This is a genomic window from Sorangium sp. So ce887 (assembly GCF_051521455.1).
In the GTDB taxonomy this organism is placed as follows: domain Bacteria; phylum Myxococcota_A; class Polyangia; order Polyangiales; family Polyangiaceae; genus Sorangium.
The window spans coordinates 1,462,352-1,486,832 of sequence record NZ_CP150354.1; the positions used below are offsets into that span (position 1 = coordinate 1,462,352).

At 72.3% G+C, this 24,481-nt stretch carries 19 protein-coding genes; 11 read left to right on the top strand and 8 right to left on the bottom strand.

Going from position 1 to position 24,481, the window contains the following annotated elements; translation table 11 throughout:
- Positions 1 to 58: 58 nt before the first annotated feature.
- The gene (locus WMF36_RS05455; protein WP_437578546.1) at positions 59 to 2,800 is read right to left on the bottom strand and encodes a transglycosylase SLT domain-containing protein; all 2,742 of its coding nucleotides are present in this window, start codon (positions 2,798 to 2,800) and stop codon (positions 59 to 61) included.
- A gap of 406 nt (positions 2,801 to 3,206) precedes the next feature.
- Complete coding sequence (locus WMF36_RS05460; protein WP_437578547.1) at positions 3,207 to 3,602, bottom strand: c-type cytochrome; 396 nt, start codon at positions 3,600 to 3,602, stop codon at positions 3,207 to 3,209.
- Positions 3,603 to 3,749: 147 nt separating this feature from the next.
- Here WMF36_RS05460 and WMF36_RS05465 point away from each other — a divergent pair, with 147 nt between their 5' ends.
- Entirely contained in the window at positions 3,750 to 3,875 is a 126-nt protein-coding gene (locus WMF36_RS05465; RefSeq protein ID WP_437487102.1) for a hypothetical protein, read from the top strand.
- A 49-nt stretch (positions 3,876 to 3,924) separates the two neighbouring features.
- On the opposite strand, the gene WMF36_RS05470 is transcribed toward WMF36_RS05465, so the two are convergent.
- Both WMF36_RS05470 and WMF36_RS05475 read right to left on the bottom strand, forming a co-directional pair.
- The gene (locus tag WMF36_RS05470) at positions 3,925 to 4,389 is read right to left on the bottom strand and encodes an SRPBCC family protein (protein WP_437578548.1); all 465 of its coding nucleotides are present in this window, start codon (positions 4,387 to 4,389) and stop codon (positions 3,925 to 3,927) included.
- 176 nt (positions 4,390 to 4,565) lie between these two features.
- Entirely contained in the window at positions 4,566 to 5,846 is a 1,281-nt protein-coding gene (locus WMF36_RS05475; RefSeq protein WP_437578549.1) for a SprT-like domain-containing protein, read from the bottom strand.
- A 170-nt stretch (positions 5,847 to 6,016) separates the two neighbouring features.
- Here WMF36_RS05475 and WMF36_RS05480 point away from each other — a divergent pair, with 170 nt between their 5' ends.
- The 4 genes from WMF36_RS05480 (at position 6,017) to WMF36_RS05495 (ending at position 11,783) form a co-directional block, all read left to right on the top strand.
- On the top strand, positions 6,017 to 8,059 hold the full coding sequence (locus WMF36_RS05480; RefSeq protein ID WP_437578550.1) for a sulfatase-like hydrolase/transferase: 2,043 nt from the start codon (positions 6,017 to 6,019) through the stop codon (positions 8,057 to 8,059).
- Positions 8,060 to 8,064: 5 nt separating this feature from the next.
- Entirely contained in the window at positions 8,065 to 10,038 is a 1,974-nt protein-coding gene (locus WMF36_RS05485; RefSeq protein ID WP_437578551.1) for a sulfatase-like hydrolase/transferase, read from the top strand.
- A gap of 43 nt (positions 10,039 to 10,081) precedes the next feature.
- Positions 10,082 to 10,918 carry a hypothetical protein gene (locus WMF36_RS05490; RefSeq protein ID WP_437578552.1) on the top strand — a complete coding sequence of 279 codons (837 nt, stop codon included), beginning with the start codon at positions 10,082 to 10,084 and terminating at the stop codon, positions 10,916 to 10,918.
- Positions 10,919 to 11,024: 106 nt separating this feature from the next.
- Positions 11,025 to 11,783 (top strand): hypothetical protein, encoded by a 759-nt coding sequence (locus WMF36_RS05495; protein ID WP_437578553.1) that lies wholly within the window; start codon positions 11,025 to 11,027, stop codon positions 11,781 to 11,783.
- 133 nt (positions 11,784 to 11,916) lie between these two features.
- Here WMF36_RS05495 and WMF36_RS05500 read toward each other — a convergent pair whose 3' ends face one another.
- Positions 11,917 to 12,429, bottom strand: a complete 513-nt coding sequence (locus WMF36_RS05500) for a DUF1993 domain-containing protein (protein WP_437578554.1) — start codon at positions 12,427 to 12,429, stop codon at positions 11,917 to 11,919.
- A 193-nt stretch (positions 12,430 to 12,622) separates the two neighbouring features.
- Here WMF36_RS05500 and WMF36_RS05505 point away from each other — a divergent pair, with 193 nt between their 5' ends.
- Positions 12,623 to 13,216, top strand: a complete 594-nt coding sequence (locus tag WMF36_RS05505; RefSeq protein WP_437578555.1) for a Uma2 family endonuclease — start codon at positions 12,623 to 12,625, stop codon at positions 13,214 to 13,216.
- A 66-nt stretch (positions 13,217 to 13,282) separates the two neighbouring features.
- Here WMF36_RS05505 and WMF36_RS05510 read toward each other — a convergent pair whose 3' ends face one another.
- Positions 13,283 to 16,372 carry a PEP/pyruvate-binding domain-containing protein gene (locus WMF36_RS05510; RefSeq protein WP_437578556.1) on the bottom strand — a complete coding sequence of 1,030 codons (3,090 nt, stop codon included), beginning with the start codon at positions 16,370 to 16,372 and terminating at the stop codon, positions 13,283 to 13,285.
- A 245-nt stretch (positions 16,373 to 16,617) separates the two neighbouring features.
- Here WMF36_RS05510 and WMF36_RS05515 point away from each other — a divergent pair, with 245 nt between their 5' ends.
- From WMF36_RS05515 to WMF36_RS05535, 5 genes are all read left to right on the top strand, one after another.
- On the top strand, positions 16,618 to 17,595 hold the full coding sequence (locus WMF36_RS05515) for a YegS/Rv2252/BmrU family lipid kinase (RefSeq protein ID WP_437578557.1): 978 nt from the start codon (positions 16,618 to 16,620) through the stop codon (positions 17,593 to 17,595).
- Positions 17,596 to 17,677: 82 nt separating this feature from the next.
- On the top strand, positions 17,678 to 19,069 hold the full coding sequence (locus WMF36_RS05520) for a TIR domain-containing protein (RefSeq protein WP_437578558.1): 1,392 nt from the start codon (positions 17,678 to 17,680) through the stop codon (positions 19,067 to 19,069).
- Between the two features lie 51 nt (positions 19,070 to 19,120).
- Entirely contained in the window at positions 19,121 to 20,254 is a 1,134-nt protein-coding gene (locus WMF36_RS05525; RefSeq protein ID WP_437578559.1) for a formimidoylglutamate deiminase, read from the top strand.
- A gap of 106 nt (positions 20,255 to 20,360) precedes the next feature.
- Complete coding sequence (locus WMF36_RS05530) at positions 20,361 to 21,401, top strand: AAA family ATPase (protein WP_437578560.1); 1,041 nt, start codon at positions 20,361 to 20,363, stop codon at positions 21,399 to 21,401.
- Positions 21,398 to 21,988, top strand: coding sequence for a hypothetical protein (locus WMF36_RS05535; RefSeq protein WP_437578561.1), 591 nt, complete (start codon positions 21,398 to 21,400; stop codon positions 21,986 to 21,988). Before WMF36_RS05530 ends, WMF36_RS05535 begins: the two co-directional genes overlap by 4 nt.
- Before the next feature lie 84 nt (positions 21,989 to 22,072).
- On the opposite strand, the gene WMF36_RS05540 is transcribed toward WMF36_RS05535, so the two are convergent.
- Positions 22,073 to 22,900, bottom strand: a complete 828-nt coding sequence (locus WMF36_RS05540) for a hypothetical protein (RefSeq protein WP_437578562.1) — start codon at positions 22,898 to 22,900, stop codon at positions 22,073 to 22,075.
- Entirely contained in the window at positions 22,897 to 24,384 is a 1,488-nt protein-coding gene (locus tag WMF36_RS05545) for a DUF5924 family protein (RefSeq protein WP_437578563.1), read from the bottom strand. Before WMF36_RS05545 ends, WMF36_RS05540 begins: the two co-directional genes overlap by 4 nt.
- Positions 24,385 to 24,481 lie beyond the last annotated feature (97 nt).

Below are 24,481 nucleotides of genomic sequence, written 5' to 3' on the forward strand. Positions count from 1 at the left end.
AAACCTCGGCGAGGAGCGGGTGAGCAGGCCGAAGGCGCGCGATCGACGCCGGCGCGCGTCAGGGCGCGGCGTTCGCCACGGCCGAGCGCGCCGCCGGGCTCGCGGGCAACGGCGTCCGCAGGGCCTCGCTCGGCTGATCGCCGGTGTAGAGGTGCTCGTAGACGGCGAAGCTCGCGAGCACGCGCTTCGTGTAGAGCCGCGTCTCCTCGTACGGGATGCGCTCGACCCACAGGTCGAAGCTCTGCGAGGGGCGCTCGGCGATCCACCGCTTCGGCGCGCCGCCACCCGCGTTGTAGGCGGGGATCGCGAGCAGGGGGTTGTCCGGGAACTGGCCGCGCAGCACCGACAGGTAACGGCAGCCGAGCGCGACGTTGACCTCGGGCCGCTTCAGCGCCTCGGCGCTCGACGGCAGCCCGAGCGGCTTGGCCATGCGCTTCGCGGTCGGCACGATGAGCTGCATCAGCCCGTACGCCTGTGCGTGCGAGGCCACCTTCGGGTCGAAGGCCGACTCCTCGCGCATGATGGCATAGGCGAGGGCCTCGGGGATCGCGCTTCGCTTCGTCTCCGCGGCGACGACGGCGGCGAACGGGCGCGGGTAGGCGAGCTCCCAGGCGCTGCGCCAGCGCCCGACCGGGTAGTGATCGACCCACTCGCCCGCGAGCTCGACGCGGCTGTCGCCCGCTGCAGGCGCCGCCATCGCCGTGCGCAGGATGCTGTACGACTGCGGCAGCGCGCCCGCGCGCGCGAGCAGGAACGCCGAGGCCCACATCACCTCGCGCGGCGCCGTGCGGCTCCCGACGCCGAGCGCGTCGAGCTCGAGGCGCGCGAGCTTCGCCTCACCCTGGCGCGCGAGCTCGATCGCGCGGGTGAACGCGGGGTGCGCGAACTGGGCGCTCCTGAGCTCGGTGTACGGCGCGCTCGCGTCGCGCTCGAGGGCCGCGGACAGGGCGCGCTGGGCGGCCGCGGGATCGACGTCGGCCAGCCGGGCGTGGGAGAGCGCCATGTAGAACGAGAGCGGGTAATCGCGGATCACCTGCTCGAGCAGCGCCTTTCCCTTGTCGGGCGAGCCCGTCTCGATGTGGGCGCGCGCGAGGTAGTAGGGGAACCTGCCGGCGGCGTGGTACGCGCGCTCGTGGGGGAACCGCGCGAGCCCGAGCTCGAGCGGCCTGACCGCGCCCGCCCAGCTGTCGCGCTCCATCTCGAAGAGCGCGAGCTCGAACAGGCCATCGGCGACCATGTCGCCCGACGGGTAGTCGTCGGGCATGGCGGTGAGCATCTGGACGAACTGCGCCTGGTCGCCGAGCGCGAGCAGCGCGCGCGCCCCGAGGTAACGCGCGTCGTCCGCGAGCCGGTGATCCGGGTACTCCTTCTCGAGCAGCGCGAAGCGCGCCGCCGACTCGGCGTGCCGATCGACGCGGAACGATGCGCGCGCGGCGTTGTAGAGCGTCTCGGGCCGCCTGGGGGCGGGGGCGCCTGCCCCTGCGGCCACGGCGGGAGCGCTCGCCCCTGCGGCCACGGCGGGGGCGCCTGCCCCTGCGGCCACGGCGGGGGCGCCTGCCTCTGCGGCCACGGCGGGGGCGCCCGCCCCTGCGGCCACGGCGGGGGCGCTCGCCCCAGCGGCCACGGCGGGGGCGCTCGCCCCAGCGGCCACGGCGGGGGCGAGCGCCCCAGCGGCCACGGCGGGGGCGCTCGCCCCTGCGGCTGCGGGCGCGGCCGGCCCGCAGCGCTCGATCGCCGTGCCGTAGATGTCGGCGGCCTCGGCCCGCCGCCGGAGGCGCCCGAGCGCCTCGCCGCGCGCGGCGAACGCGTCGCAGGCGAAGGCCGAGGGGGCCTGCGCCTCGGGCAGGGCGATCAGCGCGTCGGTGACGGCGAGCGCTTCCTTGTCCTGGCGCGAGGTGAGCAGGGCGCGCGCGCGGGCGAGCAGGTCGGCGGGGCCCGGGTCGAGGAACGGCTTGCGCCGCGCGAACGGCAGCGTCGACAGGGCCTGGTCCAGGATCTCCTTCGCCTCCCCCGCGCCCGCGCCGCCCGGCGCCTGGTCGAGGATGCGCCGGGCGAGCCGGATCGCCTCCTCGGCGCGGTCCTGTCCCGGATGGCGGAGCAGCGCGCGGGCGAAGCGGAGCGCCTCGGGCACCCACGTCGACGCCGGCCAGCTCCGGGCGAGGTACGCTTGCCAGCGCGCGGACGCGCCCCCGATGTCGCCCTTCTCGGCGAGCGCGCCGGCGACGACGCGATCGAGCTCGTCGGCGATCGCGACGTCCGAGGCGACGGCGCGCGCGCGCTCGAGCGCCGCGTCGGGCTGTCCCGCCCTGGCGAGGAGATCGGCCGCCGCGAACCGCGCGTAGTCGGCGAGCGGCCCGCCGGCTGCCGCCGCGGCGTCGTACTCCTTCGCGGCGCCCAGGGGGTCGCCCGCGAGCGCGCGCAGCCGCCCGAGCTGGTAGCGAAATGCCGCTGCGTCCTCCGGCGACAGGGGCGCGGAGAGCGCCTGGACCAGCGCGGCGACCGCGCTTCCGTACGCCTCCTGCCCGACGAGCTTCTGCACCGGCGCGAGCCGCGGGTCGTCCAGCACGAGGGTGAGGCGTTCGGGGTCGAACACCGGGGCCTCGCCCGGCGTGCCCGGGACGACGGGCCCCGGCGGCGCTGCGGGCGGCGGGGGCGCCTGCTGCGGGCAGAGCGGCGGGCAGGCCGTCGTCCCCCGCTGCGCGGGGGGCGCCCCGGCGCAGGAGGCGCCGAGCGCGGCGGTCAGCGCGAGCGCGGAGGCCAGCGCGAGCGCGGCCCCGGAGCGGGCATCCAGCCTGAACATGCCCGCACCATACCCCGGATCGCGCGGTCGCACAGCGATCGAGGGGAGCGGGCGCCGCGGGCCCACGGCGATCACGAGCCCGTCGGGAGGTGCGCTGACGATGATCTCGATCGGCCCGTCGAAGCCGTTGAATCGGCGGATCGAGAGCTCGACGGACGTCAGCCCAGCATCGCGGCAAAGCTGAAGCTGCGCTGCAAACGCATCGATTCACGCCTCGTCCCGAGGATTTTCGTCTCCCTCCCAAGGAAGGGTGTCCGAGCGCACCTCGGTCACGCTATCGCTGCTCGAGTTCGGGCCGCAAGCGGGTGGTGTGGCTGCGAGCGGCCGGGGCGCCGGCGCGCCCTCTTGTGAGCTGGCGCGCTAGCGTTTGGACGTGGTGTGAACCGTGCCGGGCAGGAACGCGGCTCTACTCCGCGTCGCAGGCGAGATAGACCCGGATGGACTCGATCGTAGGGTCGGGGAGCTTCACGCCGACCGGCATCCCCTCCGGTGTCCCGCCCAGCTTGATCGCCGTGAGGATCTTCTCCGCCCCGGCGCTGACGCTGGCGGGGTCGTCGACGTTGACATCAGGGGGGGCGCCGCCGCGGCTCGGGCCCGACACCGTCGTCCCATGACAGGCCACGCAGTTGTCCTGGAGCGCCTGGAGGCCCTCTGCCTGCTGCGCGGCGGAGTCGGGCGGACATTCGCCGAGCGTTCCCGTGGACGGCTTGTCCTCGGGGCCGGGGTCATCACCGCCGCAACCTGGGAGAGCGCCAATGGCGAAGGACGCAAGGCAGAAGAAGAGAATCGTACGAACGCGCATCAAAGCACCTCAGCAGCTTGTTAGGGGAAGGCGGGCGAGCCGGGGTCGAGCCTCCAGCCATGCAGGCCGGCCTGGCGCCGCGCGGGAATGGTGCCTGGCGCCGCGCACCGGGTCAACTAAGACGGGCGGGTTTGACGCGGGAAAGAGGTGATTCAAGTCGGTGCGCGGCGGGATCCGGCGCTCGCCGCGTCGCTCCGTGCGGCGACGCCCACCCGCCCCGGGGCCGGGGCGCTCGGCACCCTCCCCAAGCACGCCCGCGCGAAGCCGGCGTGACGCGGCGCAGAAGTCCGGCCCTCTCTGGCCGGACTTCCGGCGGGCGAAGCTAGCTCGCCGGCCGCCGCTCCAGGTGCGTCTTCATCGCCTTGAGATCCCCGTGCACGGCCTTCTTGAAGCTGCCGATGAACAGCCGCCCGAGCGTCTCCATGAACCACCCCATCCCGGCGATCTCGCCATCCATCCGGAGCAGCGTGCCGGCGCCCTGGGGCTCGAAGACGTAGCGAAAGCGGTATTCCCCGCGTCCCGTCGTCCCCTTCTGCCCGTCGACGAAGAGATCCAGGCTCTTTCCGGGCTCTGCCGCCGTGACCTCGAACAGCTCGGTGGACTCCTTGCCGAACATCTTGCGGGTCTCACGCCACATCGCGCCCTCGCCGACGATGTCGCCCGTGAGCTTCTCCACCCGCACGAAGTTGGGCATCCAGTCGCCGAAGGAGTCGATGTCGGTCGCGAGCCGGAAGACGTCCTCGGGCGACGCATCGAATCGCTCTTCAATGGTGAACCGGAGCGGCATCTCGTTCTTCTCCTACGTTACCCCGCACACCGGACCATCGTGCCGGAACCGCTCCATTCCCGTCAACGAGCCCGTCGAGCGCGCACCGCGGCCCCGACGCCGGCAGCGCGCCGTCGTCCGCCGTCCGTCCGGGCGCCCTCAGGCGGCCAGGACGACGACGACGGGGCCGCGGCGGCTCAGCCCTTCTTGCCCGGCGGCAGCAGCCTGCCCCGCTCGCCGGTCGCCGCCTGCATCGGGCGGTGCAGCACGATCTTCCGTCCCGCCTCGCGCCCGTGCGCGTGCGCCGCCGTCCGCTGGTTGCCCGCGTGACGCAGGTGCTGCACGTGCGGGTGGCGCGTCCGGTAGTAGCCGTCCAGGTCGGCGTCCCTCACCCAGATGAGCCCCTGCTCCGCGGACACCTTCCGCTCCGTGTTCAGCTTCTCGAGGAACCCGAGCATCACCCCGGCCTGGTAGGTCCGCCGGTCCTTGTTGCCCCTCACGCCCTGGGTCCGCTTGTGCTCTTTCCACAGCTGCTCGGCCGTGTGGTGCAGGAACGCGTGCACGTAGGCCGCCATCTCCAGGTTCGCCGGCGTCCCGCAGATCTCGAGGATGCTGCCCCGCTTGCCCTCGAGCGGCGCGTAGACAGGCACCCAGATCGCCTCGACGAAGAAGTGCTTCCCAAGGATGCCCCCGACGATGCGCTCGCTCTCGCCCACGCGCCCGCTCGGCGCGCCCAGGTGGCGGAAGCCGTAGAGCCGCGCGGCGCGCGCCTTCGCGACGTCGAGGTTGTACTTCAGCATCAGCCGCTGCGCGGCGCTCATCGCCGCCTGCGCCTCGTTCGCGTTCGGGCTGTCGGCGAGCGCGAGCAGCCGCGCGATGCGGTCGAGGATCCGGGCGTCCGCGTTCGCGCTCTCCACGCTCCCGTCGCCGCGCGGCGCCCCGCCGGGCTCCGCCGGCGAGGGCCCGACCGACGGCATCCCGGCCGCCATCGCGTCGATGCCGAGGCGCTCGCACACCTCGCGGAACGCCGGCCCGTGCGCCGCCTCGTCCGCGACGCCCAGCACCTCGTGCACGTACTGGTGCGCCATCTCGTGCTTGAGCACCTCGATCACGACCCCCCACGGCTGCGTCAGGACGAGCGGCCGCGAGATCTCGATCGCGCGCGCCTCCGAGATCCAGCGCCCGAGCCGGCTCGCGGCGTCGGAGAGCTCGATGGACGCCGAGCGCAGCTTCCGCCGGAAATGCGTGTAGTTGAGGCTCTGGTAGGCCGCCATCAGCTCGCGCACGAGCGCCGCCTCCAGCTCGGCGCTGAGCCGCGCCGCCGTCTCGCGCGGCGGCTCGGGCGCCGGCGCGCCGGGGGACGGCAGCGGCTCGGGCTGCGCGGCGGCTGCGGTGGAGGAGGATTCGTCCGGCGGCGCGCCGGCCCCTGGGGCCTGTTGAGCTCCGCGCAACCCGTTCAGGAAGAGCTGCTCCGCCATGTCGGACGCCACTCATGGCACGCCTCGGGCGGCTGTCGAAGGGTTTTCTCCGTCCAGGCGGCCCCCTCCCGCGGCCCATCCGGCCGGCCGGACCGGTCATCGCGCCGCCACCGACCCGCCTCAGAAACGTTCCCGATACGCCACGTCCTCGCTACACTCGCGCCCCTCCCGTGCTCCGTTTCAAGGCATTGAACGATCCCCGGGCGGCCGACGCCGACGCCGGCAGCCGCTCGTCCCGCGGTCTCGCCCGCGATCTCGGCCCGGACCGCGCCGCGGCGCGCGCCCGGCTGCGCGCGCTCGCCCGCGTCCGGCGCCGGTACGGTCGCCTGTTCCTCGCGCTCCCGTTGCTCCTCGTGGTGCTCGCGGACCTCCGCATCCGCGGAGATCGCCTGCTCGATCTGAGCGGCAAGCACGCGGCGAGCTACCTCGGCGCGATGGTCGAGAGCGCCGCGCTCTGGGGGCTCCTGCTCTTCGCGGCCTCGTCGCGGCGGGGCGCGTCGCGGTGGATCGCGGCGCTGCTCTTCGTGACGCTCGCGACGCTCTCGCTCGGCGGCCAGCTCTACTTCCACCGCCAGTACGCCACGTACCTCAACCTCGACGCCACGCTCTTCGGGACCTCGCTTTCGTCGAGCCTCTTCGGCCAGCTCCGGGCCGACGGGGAGAACTTCCTCCACTCGGTCCTCCCGCCGCTCGTGCTCGCCGTCGCGCTCGTCTGGCTCGGCCGGCGGATCGTGCGCCCCGGCCGCACGGCGGGGGCCCGCGCCGCCCGCCTCGCCGCGCCGGCGGCCGTGGTGGCCGCGTTCGTGCTGCCGTGCTCCTACCGCACGGTGCAGGCGTCCACGCCCGACGTCATCTACTTCCACGCGATCGGCGGCCTCCTCAAGGAGCTCGCCGGCGTCCAGACCACGGCGCAGGTGCGCCCGGGGCTCCGCACGCCGCCCGCGCTGCCGCGGCTGACCCCGGAGCCCGGCCCGCGGCGCAACGTGCTCTTCATCCTGACCGAGAGCGTGCGCGCCGACGCCACCTGCTCGGCGCCTGCCGGCGACGGCGCGGGGTCCGCCGCGTGCCCCGGCACGCCGCGCATCGACGCGGCGGCGCCCGGCCGGCTGCCGCTCCTGCAGATGCGCTCGAACGCCTCGACGACGGCGATCGGGCTCGCGGTGCTCTGGTCCGGTCTCCAGCCGATCGCGACGCGCGAGGAGCTCCACACGGCGCCGCTCGTCTTCGACTACGCGGACGCCGCCGGCTTCGACAGCGCCTACTGGACGAGCCACCACATGATGTTCGCCAACTCGCGCCTCTACGTGCAGGACCTGCCGGTCTCGCACCAGTGCGGCGCGACCGAGCTCGATCCGCTGGCCGACATCGATCTCGGGGCCGACGATCGGCTGCTGTCGGCGCACGCGCGGTCCGAGCTGCTCTCGCTGCGCGAGCCGTTCCTCGCGGTCGCCCACTTCGGGAACACCCACGTCCCCTACCTGGTCGACCCGGAGGACGCGCCGTTCCAGCCTGCCCTCGAGAGCAAGGCGCCGGACGACAACGAGGCGTACCGCAACTTCTACAGGAACGCGGTCTACCGGCAGGACGCGGCGATCGCCGAGCTCATCCGCTTCGTCCGGAGCTCTCCGGTCGGCGAGCGCACGGTGATCGTCTTCACCTCGGACCACGGCGAGGCGTTCCGCGAGCACGGCCAGCTTGGCCACACGGGCTCCATCCTCGAGGAGGAGATCCGGGTGCCCGGCTGGATCGACGCGCCGCCGGGCACCCTGACGGCCGCGGAGGAGGCCGGGCTGCGCGCGGCCCGGGACGAGCCCGTCTTCCACACGGACGTGGCGCCGACGCTGCTCGACCTGATGGGCCTGTGGGAGGAGCCTGCGCTCTCGGCGTATCGGGCGGCGATGGTCGGGCACAGCCTGCTCCGGCCGTCGCCGGGGCCGGCTGCGCTGGCGCTCACGAACTGCACCGGGATCTGGGGCTGCGCGTTCAAGAACTGGGGGATGATGCGCGGCAACATGAAGCTCGAATCCCGCGCCTGGGACACCGCCTGGCACTGCTACGACGTGCTCGCCGACCCCCGCGAGCAGCGCGACCTCGGGCCCGCCGCCTGCGGCGACCTGCCCCGGCTCGCCGACGCGATCTACGGCGGTCCTGCCGGCAGCGTCGACGTCCCGGTCCACCTCCGCGACCTCGCGGCGGGGCCTCGCCGCGACTGATCCGGATGGCGCCGGACCTCGATCGAGAGGGCGCCGCGCCCGGCGCGCCGCCTGCGTCCCCCGCCGGCCGCCCGCGCGCCGCGCGCCGGGCAACGCGCCGCCGGCGCCGCTGGATCGGCCTCGCCCTCCTCGCGTCGCCGGCGCTCTGGTTCCTCGTCGCCGACGTGCTGCGGCGGGGCCGCCACATGACCACGTTCGACCGGCTGCACGCGGCGGGATACGCCGCGACCGTGGTCGTGTCGCTGGGGTTCTGGGGCGTCCTGCTCTACGTCGCCTCGGGCCGCCGCGGCGCGATGCGCGGCGTGACGGGCGCCCTGTTCGTGGCGCTCTTCACGCTCGCGTGCGGCGTGCAGGGCGGCTTTCACGCCATCTACAACATCTACTGCTCGATCGACTCGCAGATCCACTCCCAGTCGATCCCCTGGTCGATCGTGGGCACGCTCCCGCTCGGGCACCCTCGCGTGCTCGCCCACCTCGCCGTCGCGCTCGGGCTCGCCCTTGGGGCGCTCCGGCTCGCCCGCCGGTTCGTGCGCCCGCGGCGGCTCCGGCGGCGCGTCGCCGCGGTGCTCGTGCCGCTCGCGCTGGCCGGCGTGACGAGGATCCCGGTGAGCTACCGGGTGATCCAGTCGTCGTCGGCCGACATGATCTACTTCCATGGCGTCACCGCCGTGGTCAAAGAGCACCTCGGCATCACCGACGACTCGTCGGATCTGCGGGTGCAGCGCCGCGACCCGGAGCGCGTGCCGCGGCTCGCCGCGCGGCCCGCGCGGCCGCGGAACGTCGTGCTCATTCTCCAGGAGAGCCAGCGGGCGGACGTGACGTGCGTCGAGCACGACCCGGACTGCGAGCTGGCGACGCCGTTCTCCAACGCCGCCGCGCCGGGCCGCATGCCGCTCTTGCAGATGCGGGCCCACGACTCGACGACGGCCATCTCCATCTCGAACCTCTGGTCCGGCGTCTCGCCGACGGAGAGCCACGCGGTGCTCAGCTCCGCCCCGCTGCTCTGGGATTACGCCCACGCGGCCGGGTGGGACACGGCGTACTGGACGAGCCAGAACCTCATGTTCGGAAACGCCCGGCTCTACGTGCAGGACATCCCGGTCTCGCACCGGGTGGTCGCGACCCAGCTCGATCCGGGCGCCGACCTCGATTACGGCGCCTCCGACCGGCAGCTCACGGATCGCGTGATCGAGGAGTGGGGCGAGCTCGTCGAGCCGTTCTTCGCGGTCGTGCATTACTCGAACATCCATTTCCCGTACGTGAGCGATCCGCTTCATTCGCCGTTCCAGCCCAGCGAGCTGAGCAAGACGCCGGACAAGAACGAGCATTTCAAGAACTTCTATCGCAACGTCGTTTACCTGTCGGACATGGCGGTCGGCCGGCTCATCGAGCACATCCGCGGAACGCCGAGCGGCGAGCGCACGGTCCTCGTGTACACGTCGGATCATGGCGAGTCGTTCCGGGAGCACTGGCAGCTTGGCCACACGAGCTCGCTGTGGGACGAGGAGATCCTCGTCCCCACGTGGATCGACGCCCCGGAGGGGACGCTCTCCCCGGAGGAGCGGGCGAGCGTCGCGGGCGCGAGGGACGAGTTCGTGTGGCACCTCGATCTGGCGCCGACGTTCCTCGATCTGATGGGCCTCTGGGACGAGCCGCGGCTCGCGCCGTTCCGCGGCCGGATGATGGGGCACCCGCTGACGCGGCCGGAGCGCACGGTGGCGCCGGTGCCGCTCACGAACTGCACGTGGGTGTGGGGGTGTTCCTTCCGCAACTGGGGGATGATGCAGGGGCCGCTGAAGATCGAGGCGCGCGAGTGGGACGGCGAGTTCCACTGCTTCAACGTGCTGGAGGATCCGCTGGAGCTGACCAACCTGGGAGAGCAGGCGTGCGCGCCGCTGCCCGACCTCGGGCGGGCGCTCTTTCACGAGATGCCGAACGTGACGCCGCCCGGGAGGCCGAAGGTCGACTGGGGCGGGTGAGTTGTCCGGGTCGACCTTGGATCGAGTAGCCTTCCGTCCCACCGTGATGCTCCGCTCCCTCGGTCTCTCCGCGCTGCTCTCCGCGCTCGCCCTGGCCGGATGCAACGCGATCTCGGGCGTCGACGGCCTCACCTTCGACGGCGGAGGCGGCGCGGCCGGTGGCGGCGATGCGTCCGGCGGCGGCGGCGGCGCGGCCGGTGGCGGCGATGCGTCCGGCGGCGGAGGCGGCGCGGCCGGTGGCGGCGATGCGTCCGGCGGCGGAGGCGGCGCGTCCGGCGGCGGTGGGGGCGCGGCGTGCGAGGGGGAGTCCTGCCCGGCGCCGACGGGGGTCGTCCTCGTGGAGCAGACCTTCACCGAGGTGCGCGGCGATGTGACGATGGGCAACGTGTTCATGGACGCGTGCCCGGAGGGACAGGTGATCGTCGGCGCTCAGGGGCAGATCGACGACGATGGTGATGCGTCCATCCATGGCCAGATCCAGGCGCAGTGTGGTTATTTGAACCTCGCCGGGACCGGCCCAACCACCCTCACCACGACACCCGGCGACCTCACCCCGAACCGGGGGGACTATGGCTCGGTCCCCTGGACGAGGATGTGCCCGGAGAACCAGGTGGTGGTGGGCTTCAGCGGCCGGGTGGGCGATTTCGTGGACCGCCTCGTCCTCGATTGCGCGCCGCTCCTCGTGGAGGGGGAGCCGTCCGCTCTCCGCGTCGAGGTGGGACCCGTCTCCTCGTCTGAGGGGGTCGGCGGCCTCGGCGGCGACGCCTTCCCGGACACCCGCTGCGGTGAGCGCGAGGTCGCGAACCTGATTCACGTCATGGAGGACGGAGCCATCAGCGCCTTCGGCCTCGGCTGCAAGACGTTCTCGCTCGCGTACTGACCCGCTCCCGGAAGGCGAAGCGGCGGCTCGCGCTGGGCTGCGTCGCCGCGGCGCGCACCGCGCGCCGGCTGTCGCGGCGAGCCCGGATCGGGTACCTTCCGCCTCCGTGACGCTCCGACCTCTCGGGCTCTCCGCGCTGCTCTCCGCGCTCGTCCTCGCCGGGTGCAACGCGGTTTCCGGCGTCGGCGACCTCACCTTCAACGGCGAGAGCGCGGGCGGGCAGGGCGGCGCCGGATCGGGCGGCGGCGGTGGGTCCGGCGGCGGTGGAGGGGGCGCGTGCGACGGGGAGCCCTGTCAGGTGCCGCAGGGGGTCGCCCTCGCGGAGCCCACCGACACCGAGGTGCGCGGCGATGCGACGGTGGGCGACGCGTACATGGACGCGTGCCCGGAGGGACAGGTCATCCTCGGCTTTCTAGGGAACCTCCGCGGTCCGCCCGATGCGATCGCCGTTGGCCGGATCCGGGCGCAGTGCGGCCACCTGAGCGTCACCGGAACCGGCCCGTACACCATCACCACGACGCCCGCCGGCCTCACCCCCTACCGGGGGTCGTTCGACGCCGAGCCCTGGACGACGATGTGCCCGGAGAACGCGGTGGTCGTGGGCTTCCGCGGCCGGAACGGCTCGTCGATGGACTACCTCGCCTTCGATTGCGCGCCGCTCCTCGTGGAGGAGGGGCCTGCCGCGCTCGAGCTCGTGATCGGGAACGTCACCTCCCTCGCGGGCGCCGGCGGCGACGGCGGCGGAGCGTTCCCGGACACCCGCTGCGGTGAGCGCGAGGTCGCAAACCTGGCTCACGTCCTCATCGATCGCGGAGCCATCAACGCCTTCGGCCTCGGCTGCAAGACGGTCTCGCTCGCGTACTGACCCGCTCCCCGGAGGCGAAGCGGCGGCTCGCGCCGGGCGCCTTCAGGCTCTCGTGGGCGCGCGAGTCGCTCCACCGCCGGTCCGAGGGGAGGGCGGAGGCCCCGTTACGGTGGGGCGGGGGAGGCCGCCGCGGTCACATGTCGCGGAGGTCGAGCGATCCGATGTAGTCGGCCTTGCCGACGTCGAGCCCGTTGTGCCGCAGGATCGAGTACGCGGTGGTGGCGTGGAAGTAGAAGTTGGGCAGCGCGAACTGGAACACGAAGTCCGCGGCCTTCATGCCCTTGCCCGGCAGGAAGAAGAGGGGGATGTTGCGGTCCTCTGCGCCCTGGAGCTGCTCCGGCTTCAGCGCCTTCACCTGCTCGAGCGCCTTGCCGATGCGCGCGCGCAGCTCGGCGATCGTCTCGTCGCCCGTCTCGGGCTTCGGCGGCTCCCCGCCGGTGAGGAGCGCGCTCAGCCTCGGGGGCCAGGCGATGACGTTCTGGATCTGACGCCTGAAGTTCCACTGATCGGGCGCGAGGCGCGCGGTGAGGAGCACCTCCGGATCGAACTTCTTCTGCTGCGCGTAGGCCTCTGCCTTGTCGAGCCAGACCAGCACCTGGCCGAGCATGCGAGTCATCTGGGGGAAAGAGCTGTCGTAAAGGCTCATGATCTTCTCCTCGTCGGCCGTAACAGCCGGCGCGGCTCGTCCACCCGCAGCCTCCGCGCGTCAACCCCGCGCGCCCGCCCCCGTTCACGGCGCGATGACCTGGAGCGGCGGTCGACATTGGGAATAAAATATTGAAATTATTGATAAAATTACATCGACGCGACCTCCTGCCCGGAGGCGCTATGCTCGATGCGTGTCCACCGCTGCGCAGAAGCCACACCCTGCCACCGTGCCGGATCTCCTGGCGATCCCCGAGGAGCAGCGCTTCCACGAGATCGTCGACGGCGAGCTCATGCAGAAGGCCGTGCCCTCGTTCGAGCACGGCGATGCGCAGTCCGCCATCGTCGCGCACGTGAAGATCCCCTTCCAGCGGCGCCCCGGCGGCCGCTGGCCCGGAGGATGGTGGTTCGCCACCGAGGTCGAGGTCGAGCTCGCGCCGGAGCAGGTGGTCCGGCCTGACGTCGTCGGCTGGCGTCGCGAGCGCGCGCCGGAGCGCCCCAGCGGGAGCCCCGTCCGGATCCGGCCCGACTGGGTCTGCGAGGTGCTCTCCCCGGACAACGCGCGAAACGACACGGTCAAGAAGATGCGTGTCTACCAGCGCTGTCAGCTGCCCCATCACTGGATCGTCGATCCCAGGGAGGAGACGATGACCGTGTACCGGTGGACCCCCGAGGGATACCTCGTGGTGCTCCGCGCGGAGCGGGGCGAGCGCATCAGGGCCGAGCCGTTCGATGCGATCGAGCTCCAGGTCGGCGTGCTCTTCGGGGACGAGCGCGAGGACGAGTGACGACCCAGGCGGAGCCCCGGGCGGCCGCGCGGCGCGCCGGGGCGCCGCGGAGCGCCCGGGAGGCGCTCAGTCGATCCGCTTGAACTCCCCCGCCGCGCTGGCGGTCCACATCTGCGGAAGCATCCCCGGGATATCGGAGGTGCGGATGTAGATCAGCCGGATGTCCTTCCCCTCCAGCTCGGCGAGGAGCGCCGGGTCCAGGCCAGGCTCGAGGCGGGGCTCGAAGACGAAATCCTCCGAGAAGTTGTGGTGCGCCGGGTGGTACGTCTGCGCGTGGTAGCCCTTCAGCACGATCGGGCTGCTCGTCAGCCCCTCGATGCGCGTCTCCACCCACTTGTGGAGCGGCGCGGTGTATCCCGCCGTCGGGCCCTTGGGGTAAGGCGGCCAGTAGAACGACGTCTCCACCACGAGGCCGGACTCCGACGACAGCGAGCGCTCCTGGAGCAGCGCGCCCTCGACGGGGGGACCTTCCGGAGGGCAGGCGTCGAGATGCACCGTCTCCGACGAGACGCTGAGCGGCGTGCCGTCCCAGTCGAGCGACGCCACGGGCGTGGCGTAGTCGGCGCGGAACATGAGCTGGAAATCGCGCAGCGCGACGAGCGGCCCCACCGACGGCGGCAGCAGCTCGGACACGGGCGAGGCGGCGAGCGCGTAGGTGACCGCCGAGGCCCCGGCGCCGTCCACGAACGCGTCCGTGACCGTCTGGTCGGCGTACGCGTGCGACGCGGCAGGCCACGCCGCGGGGCTCCCGGACAGCGTCGCCACCGATCCGCCGGAGAGATAGTCGAGGGTCGCGTCCTCGAAGAGGGTGCCGGCGAGCGCCTCCGGCGTGAGGAACGCGCTCTTCGCCGAGAGGCGCGCGCGCACCTTGAGCCGGTGGTTCGCGAACACGTTGCCGACCTCGCCCTGGAAGGTGCAGAGCTCCCGCGGCTCGGCGAGCAGGAACGGCGTGAGGCTCGGCGTCGTGTTCGGGAGCGAGACCTCGCGCACCTGCTTCACGACGAGCTCCCCGGGCTTCATCTTCTTGAACTCGTAATCGAGCAGGAACGTCGTCTTGCTCGGGTGCACCTCCCGGAACCTCTCCTCGACACGGCCGAGCAGCGCGGTGAGCGCGCGGTAGTCGTCCTCCCACTGCATCACGTGGCCGCCGAGCGGGACGAGCGTCGAGCCGGAGCGGAGCTGGACGTAGGTCTCGCCATCGAGGCCGCCCACGGTGACGACCTCCGGCAGCGTTCCCCCTTCCGGGTTGGTGACGGACGTCGCCCCGAGCTGGGTCACGATCTTGATCTCGTCCGAGGGCGGGACGCCCCGCGACAGCGTGGCCACGCCGTTCGCCATCTCGTTCTCGTCAGGATAGGAGTAATGGACGAGGACGCCCATTCCGACCTGGTCCTCGTTCACACCATAGAGGAGCCGGGCGAGGAAGGCGTTGTCATTGTAGAAGCTCGCATACACCTTGCGGATCGCGCGAAACACGCCCCGCTCCGCGTCCTCGCCGGCGTCGCAGAGGCTCGGCCCCGCGTCGTCGGCGTCCTGGTCGTCGGCCAGGCAGCCGCTGTAGCTATCGTAGAGGCCCGCGCCCGTGAAGACGGCGCTGTCCTCCACGTTGGTCGAGCTGCGGAACCGGATCTTCCTCGTGGGCGTGAAGTCCGCGATCGCCGCCTCGACCGCCTGCCGCTGCCCCGCGGAGAAGGCCGTCTCCTTGGTGATCCGCTCGCGGATCGCCGCGAGATCGGCCTTGAGCGCCCGCATGTCGGGCGGGTAGCTGTAGCCGCCGAGGCGCTCCGCGATCTCGGCGCGCAGCGTGCTGCCGCCGGGCATGACCTGGTCGAGGAAATCGTCCCAGAGATCGAACGACAGCGCGACCCCGACATCGGAGCTCTCCGGGATGGCGTCCCGCAGCAGGCCGTAGTTCGCGGCCTTGCCCCCGAAGTGGACGACCTCCGCGGGGCCGAGATCCTCGGTCGATCCCGCATAGGCGCCGAGCGGCTCCTTGGGCTGGATGCCGAGATCGCCGGGCCGCTTCAGCGAGAGGAGCTGATCTCTGTCGGCCGGCGCCATCCCTTCGGCCTCGAAGAGCGCGGCGCGGCACACGACCCCCCACTCCAGCGAGGCCCGCAGCGCGACCTCCTGGCCGTCGAGCGCCTTCGCCTGCTCCGCGGTGGCCGGGTCGCCGACGTACACGAACGGGATGCCGAAGGACGTCGCCAGCAGGGCGGTGTGCGCGTTCGGGGTCGAGGGCGACAGCGAGATGATGCCCGCCACATAAGGCACCTCCGCAGGGATGGAGTCGGTGAGGAGGATGTCCTCGGCCCGGAGATCGCCGCTCGCGTAGGCGGCGTCGATCATGTCCGGGGGGACATAGCGGAGTCGGCCCACCGCCCAGCCCGTCGAGTAGCACGCGTCGCCGTTCAGCCACCTTTCGACCGAGCTCACGGGGAACCCGCTCTCGGCGAAGAACGCGCTGTTCGCCGCGGCCGACTCGGCCTGCTCGTGGGTCGGGAAATAGAAGGAGACGGGCGGCGCTCCCTCGGGGGCGACGATGCTGTCCTTCACGAGCTCCAGGACGACGCGCGCCATCTCGGGATCGTAGGCGTCCTGCCGGACCAGCTGGACGCCGTACTCCGGCTCGGTGGCCGCAAACGGGGACATGAGCACCGCGCCGAGGATGGCCTGCTGCCCCTCCTCGTGGAGCGAGACGTTGTCGTACTCGTCCAGCGACATCTCGAAGAACGGGTCGAGCCGCGCGGTGGCGAACTCGCCGTGGAACGGGAACTCGTTGCTGTTCTGGTAGTAGACCTTGGTGGGGTCGTGCATCAGCACGGTGAACTTCACCCAGGCCGGCCCGTCGTACGTCGAGTACGCCGCGAAGGGGTCGAAGGGGAAGTCGAGCTGATTCTTCCAGTCCGCGGACGGGGTGATCTCGATCGGGTAGGTGTCGACGGGCCATTCGTAGCCGCCGCCTCCTCCTCCTTCTCCGCCGTCACCCCCACCTTCGCCGCCGGTACCCCCTGCTCCGCCGGTGGCGCCCCCGCCGCCCGCGGCGCCGCTGCCCGCGGGGTCCCCCGCCGAGCCGTCGCCGCACGCGGCGAGCGTCCCTGCGCCCAGCAGCGCGAGCGCGAGGCAAGCCAGTCGACCGATTCGTTGAAACCTCATGGGCACTACGGATCTACAATTGCCGTGCCATCGCCTCTCCAAAGGCGCTCGAGCGCCGCGCGGCGGGGCATTCGTGTCGCGAGAATGGCGCACGCAGGCACAACCCCCCGGGACGCGCCGAGCGAGCGAGCGGCAGGGCGCGACGATGGTCGAGCTCGGTCACGCCGGCTCCGGCGCGGCGATCCGCGGCCTACCTGTCGAATTTTCTTGGGGTTTCGACCGGTGCGGCGGACTAGAATACCGCGATGAAAGAGCGGAGAGCGGCGCTGATCTTCAACCCTGCTGCTGGCCATGCAGGCGATGCGGTCGCGTCGCTTCCTGCGCGGCTCGAGCGCGAGTTCGCGCTGAGCGTCTACGAGACGAGCGCGGACCGCAGCGCCGCCGCGTGCGCCGAGGCGGCGCGCCGCGAGGGCGCCTCCCTGGTCATCGCGGCGGGCGGCGACGGGACGATCTCGAGCGTGGCGTCCGCGCTCCTCGGGACCGACACGTGCCTGGGCATCCTGCCGCTCGGAACGGCGAACTCGATCGCGGCTACGCTGGGCATCCCGGACGACCTGGAGGGGGCCATCGAGGTCCTCGTTCGCGGCGAGCCGACGCGCATCGACGCCGCCCGCGCGAACGGGAGGACCATGATCCTGCTGTCAGCGGTCGGGCTCCACGCCGACACCGTCGGCGAGACCCCGCAGGAGGCCAAGCAGCGCTGGGGGGTGCTCGCGTACATCAGCACCGGGCTGAAGAAGCTGATGAGCCTGGAGCCGTTCGGGGTCGAGATCGAGACCGACGAGCAGCGGATCCACTGCCGGGCGGTGGCGGTGACGGTCGCGAACATGGCGCCTGCGCGCACGGTGCTGGCGCAGGGGCCGCCGGTGGTGTCCCCCGACGACGGGGTGCTCGACATCACCATCGTGTCGGCCACGACGCTGGTCGAGGCGGTCGCGACCGGCCTGCACCTCCTGAGGACCGCGATCGACGGCGAGGCGGCCGAGCGCGACAACATCGGGTTCCTCGCCGCCCGGAGGGTCCGCATCACCACCGATCCTCCCCAGAACGTGCTCATCGACGGCGAGGAGGTCGGGACAACGCCTCTCGTCGTCGAGTGCCTCCCGGGCGCGCTGACGGTCATGGCGGCCCGCCGCGAGGAGGTCGACGCCCCGCCCCCCGCGGCGGAGGCCGAGGTGAAGCTGGAAGGGCTGCCCGAGCTCGAGGTCGAGCTGAAGGCGTGAGGCCGGACGGAGCGGGCGGGCCGGGGCGGTGAGCGAGGCGATGGGCGAGGTGGTCGCCCGAGCGCTCTGGTAGCCTGGAGCGGTGGTCGAGTCGCCGCTTTGCGTCTTCATCTCCCATGCGCCCGCGGATGAGGCGCCCCGCGCTCGGCTCGAGGCGCACCTCGGCTTGATGAAGCGCCAAGGCCTGATCTCGATGTGGCACCGGGGGCTCATCGTCGCTGGACAGGCGAGCGCGGAGGAGACCGTCGCTCGGCTGCGAGCGGCCCACCTCGTCGTCCTGCTGATCAGCGCTCGATTCCTCGACTCGGACGACTGTTACGACAAGGAGATGAAGCTCGCGCTCGCGCGCCACAAGGGCGGTGACGCGCGAACGATTCCTGTCCTCATCGAGGCGTGCGACTGGGAGACCGCGCCGTTCTCCGAGCTGACGGTCCTCCCCGAGGGCGGCAAGCCGATCAAGAGCTGGCGCGTGCAGAGCGAGGCGTGGGCGAGCGTCGCGCGCGGCATCCGCGCCGCCGCCATCGGGCATCATGGCGCCCGCCCCGGGTCGTCTTCCAGAGGTGAGGGCACAGAGAAGTTCAAGGGCAGTACAACGCGGTCCGTCCCATGGCCCATCCCGCCCGCCGCCTCACCGCCCATCCCACCCGCCGGGCGCCCGCGTGCAGCCGTGCTGGCAGACAGCGCCCGAGAGCGAGATGGACTGGAGTGCTTCGCGGGGGCCCCGCCGGAGTCAGGTTGGCCGAGCGAGCCCGGTATCTCCGCAGGTCCAGAGATCCTGATAGGGCGCGATCGAGAAATTCTAGAGGTTCTGGAGAACCTGGGTGCCGGTGGAGCGATGATTTCGGGCCGAGGAGGCGTCGGGAAGACAGCGCTCGCGCTCCACCTGGCGCGAGAGCTCGCGCCTCACTATCCGGGCGGGCTCATTCGCGTCGATCTCCTGGGCGAGGACGGCGCGCCTCTGTTGTCCGATGCGGCCATGGCGCGTGTGATCTCCGAGGTGATCGCGGCGCACGGAGCCCACGGGGCGCGCCGTCACGTGCCTGAACACCCGGAGCTCGTGCATCGCGCGTACCGCGAGGTCCTTGAAGACACGCAGAGGATCCTGCTCCTCGACAACGCCCGCGACAGCGAGCAGGTCGAGCCGCTCATCCCGTCTTCAGGGTGCCTCCTCCTGGTGACCTCCCGGCAGCATTTCCAGCTGCCTGGCCTGTTCGCGCGGCGGCTGGATCCGCTCGCCCCGGACGACGCCATCGCCCTCGTCCGGATCCTCGCACCACGGCTCGACGAGGCGACCGCCGCAGCGCTGGCCGGGCTCTGCGGCTGTCTGCCGCTCGCCCTCCAGCTGGCTGCCGGCACCCTCGCCGAGCGGCGCGAGCTGGACCCTCACCGCTATATCGAGCGGCTCCGGAGCGCCCGGATGCGCCTCGAGGAGGTGGACGCCGCCCTTGCGTGCCGCATCGATGCGCCCTCGTGAGCGCGGCCCGCGCCTTTCTCCTGCCTCCCCGGCGTGGTACGGCGAGCGGCGATGAGGCTGACCGCGCGGGCCATCGAGCTCCCGGCGCTCGCGAGCGCCCATTCCCACGCGTTCCAGCGCGGGATGCGCGGAGAGGCGCAGCGGCCGGGGCCGTCGGGGGCGGACGACTTCTGGTCGTGGCGCAGCGCGATGTATGCGCTCGCCGGGTCGCTCACGCCGGAGTCCATTCATGCCATCTCGAAGGTGGCCTATCGCGAGCTCCGCGCCGCGGGCGTCCGCACCGTGGGCGAGTTCCACTATGTGCACCACCAGCCCGACGGCGCGCCTTACGAGGATCGCACGGTCCTCGCGGACGCGGTGATCGAGGCGGCGCGCGCGGCGGGCCTCCGGATCGCGCTCCTCCGGGTCGTCTATGCGCGCGCGGGCGCGGGCCGGGCGCCCGAGGGGGCGCAGCGACGGTTCTCGGACGGCTCGCTCGACGCGGCGCTCGCGGACGTCGAGGCGCTCCGGGCGCGCTACGCGGGCTGCGAGGACGTGCGCGTCGGGGTGGCGCCGCACAGCGTCCGCGCGGTGCCCCCGGCGTGGCTCGGGGAGATCGCGCGGTACGCCGCGGAGCGCGGGCTCATGGTGCACATGCACGTGGCCGAGCAGCCGGCCGAGATCGAGGCATGCGTCGCCGAGACGGGCCGGCGCCCGGTGGAGCTCCTGGCCGAGCGCGGGGTCCTGAGCGAGCGCTTCGTGGCGGTGCACGCGACGCACCTCGCGCCGCACGAGCCGGCGCTCCTCGGCGCGGCGCGGGCGTTCGCGTGCCTGTGCCCCACGACCGAGCGCGACCTCGGCGACGGGCTGCCCGACGTTGGGGCGCTGCGCGCGGCGGGCGTGCGGCTGTGCGTGGGGATCGACAGCCACGTGATCACCGATCCGTTCGAGGACCTGCGGGGCGTCGAGCTGGGCGAGCGGCTGCGGACGGGCAAGCGCGTGACGCTGCGGGCGGAGGACGGGGGGACGCCGGCCGAGGCGCTCTGGGAGATCGGCTCGCTGCGAGGCGCGGAGGCGTGCGGGTTCGCGGATCCGGGCGGCAGCATCTCGCTGCGCCGGGACGCGCCGGCGCTCGCGCTGGTGCGGGAGGAGCGGCTCCTGGACGCGGTGGTGTACAGCGGGAGCCCGGCGATCGTGGAGGGGTGAGGGGCGCTTTTCACGAGCACGAACGGAGGCCTCTTGCCTCGCGCCCGCTCGCCTCAGCCGGAGCCCGCTCGCAGGCGCGCGTGGAGTCCAGTAGACTCCGCGCGCGATGAAGCTCACCCGGCTCACCCTCCGCGGGTTCACCGTGTTCTCCGACGCCGCGTTCGACTTTGCTCCCGGGGTCAACGTGCTCATCGGCGAGAACGGGACGGGCAAATCCCACGTCCTCAAGCTCGTCTACGCGCTGACCGAGGCCGCGCGCCGGTTCGCCGCGGGCGAGGGGCTCGATGGCGGCGCGGAGCCGAGGCTGGACGACCTGGTTCGAGGCATGCTCATGGGGGTCTTCCAGCCCGATTCCCTGGATAGCTTCGCCAAGCACAGCCCGGGACAGGCGGACGTTTCGCTCGAGTGGGAAGAGGCCCGGGTAGAGGTCACACTAACGGGTGCAGCGTTGACGTCCAAAGCTACTGGCGACCTGTCCAGGATCGGCAGGCCGCTGTTCATCCCCCCTCGGGAGGTCCTCTCGATCTTTCCTGGCTTCGTCGAAGCGTGGCTCCATCGCGAGTCAGCGTTCGACCGGACCTATTTCGATCTCTGCGTAGCGCTCGGGCTGAAGCCGCTCCGGTCTCGCGGTCCGGCGGCGCTTCTCGACCCCATCGAGCAGGAGCTCGGTGGGAAGGTCTCCATGAGGGACGGGCGCTTTTATCTCAATTACCCGGGTGACGACATGGAGGTGGCGATGGTCGCCGAGGGCGACCGCAAGCTCGCCATGATCGCCTACCTGCTCATCAATGGATCGCTCTCCGAGAATGCTTATTTGCTCTGGGACGAGCCCGAGGCGAACCTCAACCCGAAGCGCGCTCGCCTCACCAGTGACACCGCTGTCGGGCTCGCTCACGCGGGCGCGCAGGTCTTCATCGCTACGCACGATTATGCGCTCACCTCGGAGCTGTCCTTGAAGGTCGACACGCGCACGCTGCGCCCAGGAGAGGCAGCGTTCTTCGGGCTCCGCCGTGACGAGGATGAGGTCCTCGTCGAGCGCGGCGAGCGGCTCGCCGAGCTCCAGCACAACGCGATCCTTGACGCCATCGCGTCGCTGCACGAGCGAGAGCAACAGGCCCTCTTCGCGCCGGGCGAGACGCCGCGGTGAAGGCCATCGACGTGGAGAGGATCCGCTTCGAGTTCGGCGAAAGTTGGACCCTGGCGGAGAAGTGGGACGACAGCCGCGCCTTCCTGAGCGGCATCGGCAAGCTCCAGGGGGAGTGGACCGACGAGAACACGGGAGATCTGGTCCGTGTGGGGTCGAAGGCCGTCGATATCGTCGGGGTACGCGGAGACCGCCTCTATCTCATCGAGGTGAAGGACTACCGGGGGTATCCAATCGAGACGAAGAAGCGGCAGCCCCACGAGCTCCCTCTCGCCATTGCGTGCAAGGTACGCGATACCGTCGCCGGTCTGGTCGGCGCCGGCAAGCTGGGCGCCGAGCCCTGGGTGGAGATCTGCGCCCGGCTCCTCGTCGAACAGAAGCCGCGCGTGCACGTGATCGCGTGGATCGCCGATCCGGACCTGCGCGCCGCCGAGCCCATCAACAAGAGGAAAATCTGGCAAAAAGAGCGGAGCGATCGGCTCAAGCAACGTCTCTCATGGCTGACACCGTACGTCACCGTGGCCAGCCCGTTCGACGGCCACGTAGGAGACGTGATGGCGAAGAACCTCCCCGGCGTTGGACAGCGCTGAGGGGCGCGCCACCGTGCTCGTCGGCGTCGCGCCGCGCGCCCGGCGATCGAGGATCCGCAGCGCCGGCTCAGCGCGTCCTGGCGCTCACCCCATCGCGCCCGCCACGAGCTGCGCCGCCCTCAGCACCACCGCCGCGACCACCCCCACGTCCCACGCGCGCGAGAGCCACCACTGCGTCTCGCCGCCGTTGATCCACGGCGCCACCCACGCCGGCGGCTCCACGAGATCTGCGACGGTGAGGACCCGCTCGCGCTGCTGCGCCTCGCGGTAGCCGCCCTCGCCGCCGCGGACGTGCTCCTCCGCCCGCACGTACGCGAACAGCCGCGCTCCCCGGCCCTCCGGGAGCAGCGCCCCGCACGCGCCGAGCGCCTCCGGCGTCGCCGGCAGCTCGATCCGCGCGCCGCCCTGCGTGAGCCGGAGCGCGCCGCCGCCCGCGCGCTCGACGCGCGCGCGGACCCAGCCCTCGGGGCGCTCGCCGCGGAGCAGCGCGCGGAGCGGCGTCAGCTCGGGGCTCGGACCCAGGCGGGGCGCGCGCCGCCCCGGGAAGAGGCGCGCCGCGAGGAACCAGAGGCAGATCGGGAACACCGACAGGACCAGGTGCAGATCGAGCGCGCTGGCCACGCCCGCCGTCCCGTCGAGCACCGGGAAAGAGAGCACGCCCGCGGCGGCGAAGGCGCCGACCGCGATCGTCGCGCCGAACCCGCCGACGACGCCGAAAGCGACGTTGCCGATCGCGATGACGCCGATGGCGACATTGCCGATCGCGATGAACCCGCGCGCGACGTTGCCGATCGCGATGAAGCCCGTGACGACGTTGCCGAACACGAGGAATCCGTTCGCCATGTTGCCGACGTCGACCCAGCGCGCCCGCTGCGCGGCGCCGGCCCCGTCGCCCCGGAGCGGCGCCTTCATTCGGTCACCTCGAACGAGGTGCGGCCGACGAGCTGGCCGTCCTGGGTCTCGACATCCACGGTCCAGTGCCCGGCCAGGCGGCGCGGCAGGCTCCCGCCCACGAGCTGCGACTTGAGCCGCACCGCGCCCTCCGGCCCGGGGACCCGCAGCGTCTCCTCCGGCGCGCGGAGGATCTCGCGCCCCTCGTGCCGCCAGACATGGAGCAGGCGGTCGCCGTCGCCGCCCGGCACCACCACGTCGGTCACGGCGCGGAGCTCCCGGATCACCGAAAAATGTAGCGATTTCACGGACATGGCGAGGCGTCCGTCCGGGAGCACAGCGGGGCCCACGGCCGCGGAGGACAGGTGCATCGGCACCGGAGGGATGATCGCCCGTGTGCCGTAGGCGAGCCCGACCCCGGCGGCCGCCGCGATGACGAGGAACACCGCGCCCATCCGGCTCCAGAGCGCGCCGAACGGCAGGTGCAGCGTGCAGAAGCCGAGCACGGACACGAGGGCGGCGGAGAGCAGCGTGTAGAGCGTCCGGGTGTCGGGGAGGAGCGCGGGGATGACGAGGTTCAGGCAGGCGAACAGCGTCACCCCGTAGAAGACCGAGGCGAGCGTCTTCCAGCGCATGAGCACGCGGTCGAAGACGAGATCGAGCGTCGAGAGCACGGCGCAGGCGCCGAGGAGGAGGACGAACCACCGGTTCGGCGCGTCGAGGCTGGCGCTCTTCCAGTAGAACGGGAGGAGGAAGAAGAGCATGCCCTGATAGAGGTTCTTCAGGACATAGGTCATCACGAGGAAGCGCAGCCGGGCGCCGCGCCACGCCGTCGCGAAGTCCTGGCGAGCGCCGGTGCCGAAGAGCCGGAAGAACAGGATCACGAGCAGCCAGGCGACGCTGACCGAGACCGCGAGGAAGCGGGCGTGCTGGAACCCCTTCTGCGCGAAGGTCACCACGAAGGCGCCGAGGCTGAGCGCATAGGCGGTGTGCAGCCACCAGAGCTTCTTGTGATGGCGCTTGAAGAAGGCGCGGGCGGCCGACTTGAAGTCCTGAGGCCGGCCCTCCTCCTGCGCCTCGGCGTCCAGCTCGGCGTAGGACGCTTTGGGCTCGGCCTTGACGGTCGGAGAGTCGTCCTCTTCGGCGGCCCGCGAAGGCCGCGCGGGCATCTTGAGCGTGCGGTCGTCGTGCTCCCCGCCTGCGGCGCCGGTCCGGGGCGGCATGCGCAGGGTGACATCGTCGATGGCGCTGCGCTCCCGGTCGCCGGGCGCAGCGGCGCCTCCGCGCGGCGCTCCGGGGGCGCGGGGCGAGGCAGCGCCCGGGGTGGGGCCGGGCTCACCGCTCGGCACGTACAGGATGGTCGGCGCCTCCCCGAAGGCGTCGGGCACGCGCGGCTTATGGACCTGGGTCGGGGCGCTGGAGGACGGCGGCGACGGCCGCGAGGGCGCGTTCGCGTGGGCCTCGGGGGCAGAGGCTTCAGGGGAGCGCGGCGCGGGCTGCTTCATGGTCGGGGCGCAGCGTACCCGACCGGCGGCCCGCCTTCGAGCGCCGGGCGAGGGGGCGCCGGCGCCGGGCGGCGCGCGGCGTCCCGCAGCGCCGGGG

Coding starts and splice junctions, on each gene's coding strand:
- WMF36_RS05455 (WP_437578546.1), bottom strand. CDS start 2,800: ATGTTCAGGCTGGATGCCCGCTCCGGGGCCGCGCTCGCGCTGGCCTCC.
- WMF36_RS05460 (WP_437578547.1), bottom strand. CDS start 3,602: ATGCGCGTTCGTACGATTCTCTTCTTCTGCCTTGCGTCCTTCGCCATT.
- WMF36_RS05470 (WP_437578548.1), bottom strand. CDS start 4,389: ATGCCGCTCCGGTTCACCATTGAAGAGCGATTCGATGCGTCGCCCGAG.
- WMF36_RS05475 (WP_437578549.1), bottom strand. CDS start 5,846: ATGGCGGAGCAGCTCTTCCTGAACGGGTTGCGCGGAGCTCAACAGGCC.
- WMF36_RS05485 (WP_437578551.1), top strand. CDS start 8,065: ATGGCGCCGGACCTCGATCGAGAGGGCGCCGCGCCCGGCGCGCCGCCT.
- WMF36_RS05500 (WP_437578554.1), bottom strand. CDS start 12,429: ATGAGCCTTTACGACAGCTCTTTCCCCCAGATGACTCGCATGCTCGGC.
- WMF36_RS05510 (WP_437578556.1), bottom strand. CDS start 16,372: ATGAGGTTTCAACGAATCGGTCGACTGGCTTGCCTCGCGCTCGCGCTG.
- WMF36_RS05515 (WP_437578557.1), top strand. CDS start 16,618: ATGAAAGAGCGGAGAGCGGCGCTGATCTTCAACCCTGCTGCTGGCCAT.
- WMF36_RS05525 (WP_437578559.1), top strand. CDS start 19,121: ATGAGGCTGACCGCGCGGGCCATCGAGCTCCCGGCGCTCGCGAGCGCC.
- WMF36_RS05530 (WP_437578560.1), top strand. CDS start 20,361: ATGAAGCTCACCCGGCTCACCCTCCGCGGGTTCACCGTGTTCTCCGAC.
- WMF36_RS05540 (WP_437578562.1), bottom strand. CDS start 22,900: ATGAAGGCGCCGCTCCGGGGCGACGGGGCCGGCGCCGCGCAGCGGGCG.
- WMF36_RS05545 (WP_437578563.1), bottom strand. CDS start 24,384: ATGAAGCAGCCCGCGCCGCGCTCCCCTGAAGCCTCTGCCCCCGAGGCC.